The following is a 12,655-nucleotide window of genomic DNA, read 5'->3' as shown; positions in this document are numbered from 1 at the left end:
CTTCACCTGCGCCGCGACCGCGGCTTCAGGCTGTTAAACATGTTGATCCAGGATTCCTTGTGAAAGAGGTTCTTGCCGCCGCTTTTCAGCACCTGCCAGAACGTCAGCGACTTGCGGATGCGGTCGGCCGGAATGTGGTCGCGGACCGCCCGCAGCACCGCCTTGGGGTCGTGCGACGAGAACGTGTAGGTGCCGCTTTTGCGCGTCACGATGGCGTAGCGCGGCAGCCACTTGCCGCCGAACATCACCGACACGGCCAGGTGGTCGATCTCCTTCCAGGGAAACTGCATGTAGTTCTTCGGGTTGCGGTCGTCGTAGAACTCGAACCCGCGGTCGCCGACCATGACTTTGCCGTACGCCGGCATCCCCATGAACGACGTGCCGGGCACGACGATCTCAACTTTCGTATTCAGTGATTCGACCATTGCGCTCATCCTTTACTCAAAAATCCGGTTTTCTGGTGCAGCAGGTAAAACAGGTTCGCGCCGTCCGGGTGCAGCCGCACGCTGTAGCCGGCGTACTTCTGACCCGCCAGCTTGTTGTCGACCCACGCGAGGTACCAGGTCTCCTTGTGGTGCCCGCCGTCGGGATCCAGCAGCGTGATCACCAGGTGGGTCTTGACCTTGCGCCAGGTGAAGCGAGTCGTCGCCTTGGCGTCCACCATCCGCCCGGTGTGGTCGCCGGCAAAGTGGATCGCCGCCCGCGCCGCGGCGCTCTTGGCCGGGTTGTCCGGGTCGAACAGGCGATCCGTGATGCTTTTTTCAAAGGCGGTGCTCGGCTGAATCAGGGCGGCCTGATCGAACACGAACCAGTGCGTGTCCGGGGCGGTCAGCTCTTCGGCCGGGTCGTGGCGCAGCCCGCGCCACAACAGCGCAAGCAGCACCGCAACGACCGCGGCGGTGATCAGCCACACCCGCCGCCAGCGCACCGGCTTGGCCAGCCGCGCCGGCGGCAGCGGCGTGCGCTCCCAGTTCTCCGGCACATGAATCCCGTCGTCTTGCCCCACTGCAACCGCCTCCAGTCCTCCCCTTTACTTTAGCTAAGCGCCAGGCAAAAGGCAACGGACCGCCGACGTATTTCCCGGGTTATTTCCGGGACGGCGACGGACTGAGTGGCCGCAGTTTGACGGTTGATACCTCATAGCTGTCGGACCGCGCAGTACAGGCGGCGATGTCCGGAATCGGCACGCGCACTTCCGATCGAGTGGGGGATTCAACCAGCGACCCCGACTGGAAGCAGCTTGTGCCCCCGGACGACCGGGTCGCACGAAGAAACCGCGTTCGGTTGCCTCCAGTGCTTCGTGTCCTGCCGTCCACCGTGTAGGGCGGAGGCCCGGCCGGCGTGGCACTGGAGGCGGAGGGCCAAGGCGAGCCAGCGTGAAATTGCTGTTAGCCGGCCGATTTTGCCGGCTTACAGCAACGGCGGGTCGCAAGACCGGTCTTTGGGCTTGCGGGAGCCGCACGCGTTCCGCCGCCTTGGCCCGGAGCCGGAAGCGCCACGCCGGCCGGGCCGGAGCCCGGCTTCGCCCTGGTATCGTCGGGCTACGCGGGGCATCGCCGGAGCGGCTAGCTACGTCAGGAAGCTCGGGCCAAAGTACGGCCCAAGCCTCCTGACTAGGCTACCCGTCCGGCTAAGTACGCCCCGCTTCGCCCCGGTATACAAAGCGGCCGCCCTTCGCACGAAGGACGGCCGCCGCACAGCGTGATTAGATTACATCAGGTGTGCCAGGTGCATCAGAATCCCGAAGACGAAGAGGCCCAGGATGACGATGATTGGGGAAACCTTCTTCTTCAGCAGCCACATGCACAGGAACGTCAGAAGAACCGCGGCAAGGCCCGGAATCAGGCTGTCCAAGTTGTTCTGCAGCGTGGTGATCTTGTGGTCGCTCAAGGACAGACCGCCCGCCTGCTGCTCGAGGGCAGCCTTGATGCCCTTGGCACCGGCCGGCAGCTTGTCCCATTCGATGTAGGCACCCTTGTCCAGCTTGACGTCGGAGACGTTCGGCGTGAACTTGACGGATACCCAGCGGTTAACCAAGGCGCCCAGGATGAACATCCCGAGGATGGAAGCACCCTTGGTCACGTCCTGAAGCAAGGTCCCGGAGAGGTCATCCGCAATCTTGGAGCCCGCACGGTAGCCGAATTCCTGCGTGTACCACAGGAAGGCGATGCGGATCACGTTCCAAGCCACGAAGAAAATGATCGGGCCGAGGATCGAGCCGCCCATCGCCATGGAGGCGCCGAGGGCACCGAGGATTGGGCGAACGGTGAACCAGAAGACTGGGTCGCCGACGCCGGCCAGCGGGCCCATCATCCCGATCTTGACACCCTGGATGGTGACGTCGTCGATCGGTGCGCCATTGGCACGCTCTTCTTCAAGGGCGAGCGTCACGCCGATAACTGGGGAAGCCAGGTACGGGTGGGTGTTGAAGAATTCCAGGTGGCGCTTCAGTGCGGCCACGCGTTCTTCCTTAGTGGTGTAAAGCTTCTTGAGGGCTGGAATCAGTGAGTAGGCCCAGCCGCCGTTTTGCATACGCTCGTAGTTCCAAGACCCTTGCAAGAAGGTGGAACGCCAGCATACTGCCCAACGATCTTTGGTCGTTAACGTAATTTTATCTGCCATTTTCGCCAACCTCCTTGTTAGTAATTGTCGATGATATCGCCGACTGGGTCACCGGTACCACTGTTGCTAGACCCGCCGTTGTTGCTTGAGCCGCCCATCTTGGACAGGTTCAGGTAGATCAGGGCGAGGCCAACGCCGATGGCACCAAGGCCGATCAGCGTGATGGACGGAACGGTTGCCAGCACGAAGCCGATGGCGAAGAATGGCCATACTTCGGCGGTTGCCATCATGTTGATAACCATGGCGTAACCCACGGCCACAACCATGCCACCACCGATGCCCAGGCCGTCAACCAGCCAGGATGGCATCGCGTCGAGCAGCGCCTTCACCGGCTTGGAGCCAACGGCCAGGATGAAGCCGGCCGGAATGGCAATGCGCAGGCCCTGCAGGGAGATCGCGATCATCTGCCACAGGTCAATCTTGGCGAAGCTGCCTTCCTCGGCGGCCTTATCCATGATGTGCGCGATACCAGTTGCCAGGGTGCGGACGAAGGTGGTCAAAAGCAGACCCGCAACGGCCAGCGGCACGGCCATGGCGATCGCGGACTTAACGCCGTCGGTCCCCTGGCCACCCAGAACAAGAATAATAGCTGAAGCAACGGCTGCCAGGGCAGCGTCTGGTGCGACCGCGGCGCCGATGTTCGCCCAACCCAGGGCGATCATCTGCAGGGTCCCGCCCAGAATCAGGCAAGGAACCAGCTGGCCGGTCACTAAGCCGATCAACGTGCACGCAACAAGTGGCTGGTGGAATTCGAATTCATCAAGAATCCCTTCGACCCCAGCCAGAAACGACACGATGAGGACTAGGATGATTTGAATGAAGTTCAAAGACATGTTAGTGTCCTCCTTTTTTTCCCGGTTATAAGTTAATTATTTCGCAGCGTTGAGGGCGTCTTGCGCCTTCTTGAGGATGGCGTCCATGTTGTCCTTCGAATCCGTCGGGACCTTGCGAACGTCAAAGTCAATCCCCTTGGCCTTGAGCTTGCCGAACGTGTCGATATCGTCTTGGTCGAAGGCCAGGACCTTGTTCGGCTGCACCTTGCCGGCGGAGTGCGCCATGGAGCCCACGTTGATGGTCTTCAGCGGCACGCCGCCGTCGACGGCGCGAAGGGCGTCCTGCGGGTTTTCAAAGAGCAAAAGGGCACGCTGGCCACCGAAGTGCTTGTCGTCCTTGGCGATCTTGATCATCTGATCGACCGGGATAACGTGCGCGCGCACGCCGCCCGGCGCCGCGTCGGTGATCAACTGCTTGCGCAGCTTGTCGCGCGCCACGTCGTCGGAAACGACGATGATGCGCGTCGGCTTAACGTCCTTGGACCAAGCCGTTGCGACCTGGCCGTGCAGCAGGCGGGAATCGATCCGCGCGAGCACGTATTCCATGGACCCAGGCTTGCCGCCCTGAGCAGCGGCCGGTGCGGCCGCGGCTGCGGCCGGCTTTGGTTCCAGCTCTTCCGGCTTGATGCGAACCCCGTCGCGCCCTGCTTCAATCAGGTGCGCCGCGATGTCGTGCGCGGAAGTCATGGAAAGACGAGACCCGTAAGCCTCAATCAACATTGGCAGGTTCAACCCGGTAACAATCGCCCACTTGTCTTTGTGCGCTTCATACAACCCGTTAGCCTGGTTGAATGGTGAGCCGCCCCAAAGGTCCACGAGGAACAATACGTCATCTTCCGGATCGAACTTTGCAATGGCTTCTTCAAGATGTGCTTTCAGATCGTCTGGACCTTCGTTCGGCATGAACGTCACAACTTCAACTTTTTCTTGCTCACCGAAGATCATCTGACCAGATTGCTTAATGCCAGCAGCGAATTGTCCGTGACTGGCAAGAATGATTCCGACCATTGTTTGTCGCCTCCTAATAATATTTGTGTGAGTTTCGATAGCGCTCTCATTAACGGTCCAACGCGCCGTCAAGGAGGATGCGCAAAAACTCCCAGAAGCTAGTATGACAAGGTTTCCGGGGCTTTGCAATCATTTTGTCCAAGAAAATTTACCGTTTTCATGAAAGGACTATACCACCGGGTTTCACACGGTCCAATTAACTTAATTGTAATGTCCGCGAACTGATGAATCATCGCCTTCGTGGGCACACAATCGAATATCGTAGCGCTTTCTCGAAGTTTAATTTACGTAATCCACCATCGACCGTGCCCAGCCCAGAGGGGACCACCCGAGCGAAAGACACCTGTTTACGTGATTTTATTCACATATCGCCGGAAGGATAAAAATGCGGGCGTGATGGGTGGTTCGCGCGGCCTTGGCGGCGGCGGGCGCGGGCCGCGCATCGTTCGCCGGCGTGCGAATCATCCGCCGCCAGGGCCGCCGCTCGTCGGTATGCCCGGGCGGCGCCCCCGTGTCCTCCCGGTTCGGATTGTGACCCAAAACAAAGGCTGTTTCATGTCGGCGCCATTGGCGGCTCAAAAAGAAGTACGCTTCATTTCGAAGTCCATTGCGCCTCACAATGACGTATGTTTCATTCTGGCGCTATTTTCGGCTCAAAATGAAGTACGTTTCATTTTGCGCGAGGACGTCAGCGCCGGCGCGCAAAAAAGGCACCGGTGGCAACCGGTGCCTTGGCAAGTCAGTTCAGCGTCTCGCCGTCGCTGGCGATGACGCCTTGGTACCAGGCGAAGCTGTCCTTGCGGGTGCGGGTCCGCGCGGCGTCTTGGGCGACATACACCAGCCCGTAGCGCTTCTCGAAGCCGTCGTGGGTGGACACCAGGTCGATGGCCGACCAGACGTTGTAGCCGACGACATGGATCCCCTCGTCGATGGCCTGGCCCACTTGCTGCAGGTGCGCGCGCAGGTAGGCGATGCGCGCCTGGTCGTGGACCGCGCCGCCTTCGAGCGCGTCTTGGGCGCCCAGGCCGTTTTCGGTGATCATCAAGGGCAGCCGATAGCGATCCCACAGCTGGCGCAGGGTGATGCGCAGGCCGAGCGGGTCGATGTCCCAGCCGTACGCCGTCTGCGGCGTCTCGGGGTTGGGAACCTTGCGAAACGGCAGCGGCCCGCTTGCTGCGGTGACGACCTCGCTGTTGTAGTAGTTGAAGTACAGCAGGTCGGGGCGGGCCTGCGCGAGCACGGCGCGGTCTTCCTCGGTGACGTTCAGCGTGATGCCCGCGGCGGCCAAAACGGCCAGGGCCGTCGGGTTGTAGCGCCCGAAGCCCGCCATGTCGCTGAACAGCAGGTTGCGCAGGGCGTCGTACGTGTTGGCGGCCAGGGCGTCCTCCGGCTTGGGGCTCAGCGGGTACACGGCGACCAGGTTCGGGGCCGGACCGATCAGGATGTGTGGGAAGTGCGCGTGCGCGTCCTGAATTGCCAGGGCGCCGGCGACGAACAGGTGGTGGTTGCCCTGCAGCGCGTCCTGAACGGTGCCCTGCCCCGCCAGCGCCTGCTTGAGGCTCATCATCAGCAGCATGTTCTGCTCGTTGACGGTCTGGTAGTACGTCACCCGGGTGCCGAACGCCTCAAACACGGTGTGGGCGAAGCGCTGGTAGGCCGCGATGGTGTCCCGGTTGGCCCAGCCGCCGGCCTCCGCCAGCGCCTGCGGCAGGTCGAAGTGGTACAGCGTGACCACCGGCGTGATGTGCGCGGCCTCAAGCAGGTCCAGCAGGTGCTGGTAGTAAGCAAGCCCCGCCGGGTTCAGCGTGACCCCATCCGGGTAAATGCGGGACCACGCGACGGAAAAGCGGTAGGCGCGAAGGCCAAGCTCCGCCATCAGCGCCACGTCCTCTTCGGCGTGGTGGTAGCCGTCGCTAGCCGTCTTGAACAGGTCGCTTACGGCGTCTTGCACCGACGGCTTTTTCCCGTCGGCGGTTGCGGCGCCCTCGTACTGGTAGGCGCTGGTCGCCGCGCCCCACAAAAACTGTGCTGGAAATGTCATGGAAAATCCCCCTATTCTAAGCTCAACTCACGCGGCGGCCTGCTCCGCCGCCAGGGCGCGCCGGTCGGCGATGCGAAAGAACGGCAGCCACACCAGCGTGATCAAGACGAACACCGCCGCCATGATCACCAGCAGCTTGCCGCCGCCGTACATCAGCGCCTGCACCGGCCCCGGCAGCGTCCACAGCAGCATCACCCCGGCCTGGTAGCGGGTGACGGCCAACAGCCGCACCAGCCCCCAGGTCGCAAAGCCGCTGACCGGCGCGACCAGAAGCATCGGCAGGAAAAACAGCGGGTTGAGCATGATCGGCATGCCGAAGATCAGCGGCTCGTTGACGTTGAACAGCGCCGGCACCACCTCCAGGCGAAACATCTGGCGGTAGCGCACGGACTTGGCGCGGCTCATCGCGATCACCAGCCCGAGCGTCTGCCCCTGACCGCCGAACATGTTCGAGGTCATCAGGTACACCAGCCCGCCGACCAGAAACGGCAGCGGCTTGCCGCCCGCCAGCGCGTTGGCGTTCGAAGCGACCAGCGCCAGCAGAAGCGGGCTGCTGACGCCGAGGATCAACGACGGGTGCAGGCCGAAGAACCAAAACACGTTGGTCAAGGTCGCCAGCAGGATGATGCTCAGGGGCTGGCCGGTCAGGTGCTGCAGCGGCGCCTGAATCAGATCGGTCACAAGCGAGAACAGGTCGTGGGCCGGTGTCAGCCACAGCGCGATGCGAAGTGCGAAGAACCCGCTGGCCAAAACGATGGCGATGATGGCCGGGGCCATCGCGTCTTGCACCATCGGCGGCACGCCGGCCGGCATCTTGATGGTCAGGTGCCGGCGGTCCAGCGCCAGGTACAGGGTGGCGGTCAGGTAGGCGACCAGGATGGCGACGATGATGCCGCCCCCGCCGGTGTAGGTCGTGGCAAAGGCCGCGACCTTTTCCACCCCGGTGACGCTGGTCGCGCCCTTGGTCACGACCGGCGACAGCGTCGGCACGCGGACCACCTGCGGCATCAGCATCAGGAAGTTCATCACCGCGAGCATCCCCGCGGTCAGGCCGTCGCGCCCGGCCCGCTTGGCGTACAGGTAGGCAAAATTGAACGCGATGTAAAGCCCCAGCGCGTTCATCGACGCGCCCAACGCGGCGGTGAACTGGTCGTTCAACGCCGAGTGCCAGATGTAGTCCTGCCACGCCGGCACCGGAATGCCGTACACCACCAGGATCAGCGCCACGCCGATGGTGACCGGCAGGCTGCGCATGAACGCGGCAGCCAGGGTGGCGAAAAACGCGTTTTGGTTCATCCAGTTGGCGATCGGCGACAGGTAGCGATCGAGAACCCGTTCCATCAATTTCATCTTCTTCCCCTCCTTTGTTTCCAGTATACCGGCTCCCCCGCCAGAAGGAAAGCGGTTACATTCCGAGCGGGTTGGGCGCAACAAATTCTCGGAGAAGTAGCCGAAAAAGGCCGGCGCGGCGGGACCTCACGCTTTTACCCGGTGCGGCCGTTGCAATCAATCATGAAAATGTTCAAGAAAGTGGATATTTCTCAAGGTCGCGGCGTCGCCCACCGAAAAATTTATTTCCGGTTGACAATTTTCTGTGGCCGCCCTTGACAAGCCCTCCGAACTCGCCTAGACTCATGGTCAGACATTTGAATAAACCACCAAGAAATAGAGGTCGCGGGTGGTGACGACAGCTGAGGAGGGCCTAACCCGATGAATCAGCCGTAAGCACCCCCGCCGAAACTCACCGGGCGATTAGGCACCTGGCGGGTTGGGACAGTGGGCGAAAGCCGCTGGACTGTCGAAGCAATGCTTCGGAGCGCTATGATTCTTGCTAATTATGCAGAAATCCACGTTGGCCTTTGTTTACCACAAACAAAGGCCAACGTTTTTTAGTTCTCTATTTCCCGAGTGACCAAACACGAAGGGAGAAATGTCTGATGAAGAAGTTGTTATCCGCGATTGTCGGTGCAGGGTTCGCCCTCGCCGTCGGCCTGGGCCTGGCTGCCCAGAGCCAGCCGGTCCTTGCCGCCGGCGGCACCCTGAAGGTCGGCATGGAGGCCGGCTACGCCCCGTTCAACTGGACGCAAAGCACGGACGCGAACGGCGCCGTCAAGATCCAGGGCTCCAGCGACTACGCCAACGGCTACGACGTGCAGATGGCCAAGAAGGTCGCCAAGGCCCTGGGCAAAAAGGTCATCGTGGTCAAGACGTCCTGGGACGGCCTGCCGCCCGCTTTGACCTCCGGCAAGATCGACGCGATCATCGCCGGCATGTCCCCGACCCCGGAGCGCCGCAAGACCATTGATTTTAGTAACACCTACTACGCCTCCAAGCTGACCGTCGTGGTGCGCCGCGACAGCAAGTACGCCAAGGCCACCAGCATCAAGGACTTCAAGGGCGCCAAGATCACCGCGCAGCTCTCCACGTTCCACTACCAGGCGATCAGCCAGCTGAAGGGTGCGATCAAGGAAGGCGCGATGAACAACTTCCCGGCCATGCGCGTCGCGCTTGAGTCCGGCACCATCGACGGCTACGTCTCCGAGGTGCCGGAAGGGATCACGGCCGAGGCCGCCAACCCGAACCTCACCTACCTGCGCTTCAGCAAGGCCAACGGCTTCAAGACCAACCCCGAAGACGTCGACCTGGCCATCGGGCTGCGCAAGAACGACCCGGACAAGGCCAAGATCAACGAGGCCCTGGCCAACATCTCCAGCAAGGAGCGCGACCAGCTGATGACCGAGGCCGTCGCCAACCAGCCGTCCACGGCAAGCGAGGGCAACTGGTTCGTCTCCATCCTCAAGCAGTACGGCCCGATGCTCGCCCGTGGGACCGGCATGACCCTCTTGATCTCTCTGATCGGCACCATCGTCGGCTTCGTCATCGGCCTTCTGGTCGGCATCGTCCGCACCATTCCGGCGCCGAAGACCAAGAGCAAGCGCGGCCTGCAGTGGTTCGTCAACTGGCTGCTGTCCGTCTACATCGAGGTCTTCCGTGGCACCCCAATGATCGTCCAGGCCGCCGTGCTCTACTACGGCGCGGCCCAGGCATTCGGGCTCAACATGGATAAGACGGCGGCCGCCCTGGTCATCGTCTCCATCAACACTGGGGCCTACATCTCCGAAATCATCCGCGGCGGCATCATCTCCGTGGACGCCGGCCAGTTCGAGGCCGCCCACGCCCTCGGCTTCACCCACCTGCAGACCATGCTGAAGGTCATCCTGCCCCAGGCGATTCGCAACTCCCTGCCGGCCGTGACCAACGAGTTCATCGTCAACATCAAGGACACCTCGGTCCTGTCCGTCATCTCCGTTTCCGAGCTGTTCTTCACCTCCGAAACCGTCGCGGGCCAGAACTTCCAGTTCTTCCACACCTACCTGATCGTCTGCGGCATCTACCTGATTCTGACCTTCACGATTTCGCGCCTCTTCCGCCTGATTGAAAAGCGCATCGACGGCCCGAAGAACTACAACGTGATGAACAACCAGATGCAGGTGGAGACACCGAAGACCAGTAACTAGGAGCCAGAGCAGAGCGGGGCGCACTTAGCGGGACGGGTAGCCTAGCTCAACCGCTTGGGCCGCACTTTGGCCCGAGTGGTTGGGCGTAGCTAGCCGCTCCCGCGTTGCCCCGCGGCGCTCGACGACGTTCAAAGGAGAAAGACTATGACAGAATCCATCATTGAAGTCCAAAACCTCAAGAAGGTCTTTGGCGACCACGTGGTCCTGACCGACATCAACTTCGACGTCGCGCAGGGCGAGGTGGTGTCCATCATCGGCCGCTCCGGGTCTGGGAAGTCCACCCTGCTGCGCAACATCAACCTGCTCGAGGAGCCGACCGCCGGCGACATCAAGTTCCACGGCGCCAGCATCCTGGAGAAAAATTTCGACCTCGCGCACTACCGCGCCAAGGTCGGGATGGTTTTCCAAAGCTTCAACCTGTTCAACAACCTGACCGTGCTGCAAAACGTGGTCACCCCGCAGGTCACCGTGCTCAACCGTGACGCCGCGGCCGCCAAGGACCACGCGCTGGAGCTGCTGCACCAGGTCGGCATGGACCCGTTCGTCAATGCCAAGCCCGACCAGCTGTCCGGCGGCCAAAAGCAGCGCGTCGCGATCGCCCGCGCCGTCGCGATGGACCCGGAAGTCCTCCTGTTCGACGAGCCGACCTCCGCGCTTGACCCGGAGATGGTCGACGACGTCTTGAACGCGATGAAGGCGCTGGCCACCACCGGCCTGACCATGATCGTGGTCACCCACGAAATGGAGTTCGCGCGCGACGTCTCCGACCGCGTCGTCTTCATGGACCAGGGCGTGATCGCTGAAAGCGGCACGCCGGAGCAGCTCTTCGACCACCCGCAGGAAGCCCGCACCCAGGAGTTCCTGAAGCGGTACCTGAACAGAGCGTGAGCCGCGGCGGGCTTAGCAGGTCGGCCAGCGTAGCGCCGGTTCTTGAAGCGGGTTATGCTTCGAGGACCGGTGCTAGCTGGACGCACCTGCGTTGCCGCGGGGAACGCGTTTAGATAGAGCGTGAGCCGCGGCGGGCTTAGCGGAACGGGTAGCCTAGCCGTGGCGCTTGGGGCCGCACTTGCCCCGAGGGCCGCGGCGTAGCTAGCCGCTTCCGCGTTGCCGCGGGGAACGCGTTTAGATAAAGCGTGACTCGCGGCGAGCTAACCGCGCTCCGGCGCACATCGTTACCATTGACTTTGCCCCCCTTGGCCGGCACCCAAAAGCATTGGCCGGCCGCAAACGGCGGCTCACCCTCCCAGATTCGGGACGGTGAGCCGCCGTTTTTTTGCTGTTTCAGTCTATTTTTCCGGTGCGGTCACAGCCACGTGCCGCTGGCCACAATCAGCCCGTAGCCGAGGGCCGCGCGGCGCAGCCTGGCCGCGTCGTAATCGCGGTAGTGGTCGTGCAGGGCGCCATAGAGCCGGCGCCCCGCTTGAGGCAGCGTCATCGGCCGAAAGTGCGGCAGCTGGTACAGCGACGTGTAAAGCGCCATGCGCGTCCGATCCAGGTCGGCGCCGGCCTCAAGCTGCTTAGCCGCGTCCAGCAGCACCGCGTGGTAGCGCTGGTCTAAGTCACTGTCGTCCCGCTCCGCGTAGGCTGCGTCGATCAGGGCGAACAGCGCCTGCGTGTCCTTGTCCATGCCGCGCCCCCTAGTCCAGCCGCGCCGCGATCTCCGCGGTCGTCAGCCAGTGCTTGGCGCGCAGGGTGTGCGTGACGCTCAGCCGGCGGCGGTGGTTGGCCACCACCCGCAGGCGAAACCCCGGTAGGCGCCCGCAGAGCTTGCGATACACCGCCGCCACCTGGGCCGCCCCGGCGGTCGTGTGCAGCGTCACCACTGGCTGCGGCCGCACCGTGTCCAGGTAGTCGTCAAGGTTGATGCCCGCCGGCAGCGTCAGCGCCGTCTGGCCGCTCAGGTCGAACTTGGCGCCGCGCGCCGCACGCAGGCCGGCGAGCCGCGCGCGCATCTCACGGCGAAAGGCCGGCAGCACGTGGTACTTGTCGTAGTCGTCGCTGAAGCCGCCGCCGGCCTTCAGCGTGACCGCCGTGCGCCGGTGCGGGGCCTCAATCGGGGCAAAAACGGCCTGGAGCTGGCCTTTTTGTCCGCCGCGGTAGCGCACCGCGACGCCCTTCACCAGCCGAAACGGCTGCTTGTGCCGCGCCTGAAGCCGCTTGGCCGCCGTGCGCAGCGCCGCCTTTTTGCTTGTGCAGGCCTGGGCGTTCGCGCAGCCGCCCAAGGCCACCGCCAGACCGATTAACAGGAAAAGCACCCAACGTCTCATGTTATCCCTCCCACGGCTTCCAGTGTACCACGGCCGGCGACACCGCCCATCCGTCGCTGGTCCGATGCCGGACTGGGCGCGGGGCCGGGAGGCGGCAGGTGACATCGTGTCGCACAGTGGGGCACGCCGCTTTCCAACGCAAAAACGGGCACCCCAGTTGAGGTGCCCGTCTCGACGCAACCATTCGCCACACAGCGGTTCACGCGCTAAACGGGCTTCGCCGAGCAACGCGGGTACGGCTGGCTACGCCAAGGCACTCGGGCCAAAGTACGGCCCAAGCGCCTTGGCTAGGCCACCCGACCCGCTAAGTACGCTCGGCTCCGCCCTCTAAACGCGTTCCAAACCGCAACGCAGGCTCGCATAGCT

11 protein-coding genes and 1 riboswitch are annotated in these 12,655 nt (G+C 62.8%); of the genes, 2 read left to right on the top strand and 9 right to left on the bottom strand.

The features are described 5' to 3' along the window. Nucleotides 1-2: 2 nt before the first annotated feature. The 7 genes from LE416_RS07870 to LE416_RS07840 all read right to left on the bottom strand — a co-directional run bounded on the left by LE416_RS07870 (nucleotide 3) and on the right by LE416_RS07840 (nucleotide 7,854). The gene (locus LE416_RS07870) at nucleotides 3-425 is read right to left on the bottom strand and encodes a DUF956 family protein (RefSeq protein ID WP_225047954.1); all 423 of its coding nucleotides are present in this window, start codon (nucleotides 423-425) and stop codon (nucleotides 3-5) included. 5 nt (nucleotides 426-430) lie between these two features. After that, nucleotides 431-1,006, bottom strand: coding sequence for a hypothetical protein (locus tag LE416_RS07865; RefSeq protein WP_225047953.1), 576 nt, complete (start codon nucleotides 1,004-1,006; stop codon nucleotides 431-433). A gap of 704 nt (nucleotides 1,007-1,710) precedes the next feature. Next, complete coding sequence (locus tag LE416_RS07860; RefSeq protein WP_225047952.1) at nucleotides 1,711-2,622, bottom strand: PTS system mannose/fructose/sorbose family transporter subunit IID; 912 nt, start codon at nucleotides 2,620-2,622, stop codon at nucleotides 1,711-1,713. Between the two features lie 17 nt (nucleotides 2,623-2,639). Then, nucleotides 2,640-3,455 carry a PTS mannose/fructose/sorbose transporter subunit IIC gene (locus LE416_RS07855; protein WP_225047951.1) on the bottom strand — a complete coding sequence of 272 codons (816 nt, stop codon included), beginning with the start codon at nucleotides 3,453-3,455 and terminating at the stop codon, nucleotides 2,640-2,642. 36 nt (nucleotides 3,456-3,491) lie between these two features. Further along, nucleotides 3,492-4,463, bottom strand: a complete 972-nt coding sequence (locus tag LE416_RS07850; protein ID WP_225047950.1) for a mannose/fructose/sorbose PTS transporter subunit IIA — start codon at nucleotides 4,461-4,463, stop codon at nucleotides 3,492-3,494. Between the two features lie 739 nt (nucleotides 4,464-5,202). Beyond that, entirely contained in the window at nucleotides 5,203-6,504 is a 1,302-nt protein-coding gene (locus tag LE416_RS07845; RefSeq protein WP_225047949.1) for a glycoside hydrolase family 1 protein, read from the bottom strand. A 27-nt stretch (nucleotides 6,505-6,531) separates the two neighbouring features. Further along, nucleotides 6,532-7,854, bottom strand: coding sequence for a PTS sugar transporter subunit IIC (locus tag LE416_RS07840; protein WP_225047948.1), 1,323 nt, complete (start codon nucleotides 7,852-7,854; stop codon nucleotides 6,532-6,534). A gap of 308 nt (nucleotides 7,855-8,162) precedes the next feature. After that, nucleotides 8,163-8,334: riboswitch (Lysine riboswitch) on the top strand. Between the two features lie 107 nt (nucleotides 8,335-8,441). On the opposite strand from LE416_RS07840, the gene LE416_RS07835 reads away from it, so the two are divergent. Together LE416_RS07835 and LE416_RS07830 are read left to right on the top strand one after the other, a co-directional pair. Continuing rightward, nucleotides 8,442-10,022 carry an ABC transporter permease subunit gene (locus LE416_RS07835; RefSeq protein ID WP_225047947.1) on the top strand — a complete coding sequence of 527 codons (1,581 nt, stop codon included), beginning with the start codon at nucleotides 8,442-8,444 and terminating at the stop codon, nucleotides 10,020-10,022. A gap of 144 nt (nucleotides 10,023-10,166) precedes the next feature. Then, a complete protein-coding gene (locus tag LE416_RS07830; protein WP_241865018.1) occupies nucleotides 10,167-10,910 on the top strand; it encodes an amino acid ABC transporter ATP-binding protein in 744 nt (247 codons plus the stop codon). A 415-nt stretch (nucleotides 10,911-11,325) separates the two neighbouring features. Here LE416_RS07830 and LE416_RS07825 read toward each other — a convergent pair whose 3' ends face one another. Together LE416_RS07825 and LE416_RS07820 are read right to left on the bottom strand one after the other, a co-directional pair. After that, the gene (locus LE416_RS07825; RefSeq protein ID WP_225047946.1) at nucleotides 11,326-11,649 is read right to left on the bottom strand and encodes a bacteriocin immunity protein; all 324 of its coding nucleotides are present in this window, start codon (nucleotides 11,647-11,649) and stop codon (nucleotides 11,326-11,328) included. A 10-nt stretch (nucleotides 11,650-11,659) separates the two neighbouring features. Beyond that, entirely contained in the window at nucleotides 11,660-12,289 is a 630-nt protein-coding gene (locus LE416_RS07820) for a hypothetical protein (RefSeq protein ID WP_225047945.1), read from the bottom strand. Nucleotides 12,290-12,655 lie beyond the last annotated feature (366 nt).

The organism is Lacticaseibacillus kribbianus, assembly GCF_020180945.1.
GTDB classification, from domain to species: domain Bacteria; phylum Bacillota; class Bacilli; order Lactobacillales; family Lactobacillaceae; genus Lacticaseibacillus; species Lacticaseibacillus kribbianus.
The sequence above is the reverse complement of the archived record's forward strand: the minus strand, read 5'-3'. Positions and strand labels throughout refer to the sequence as shown.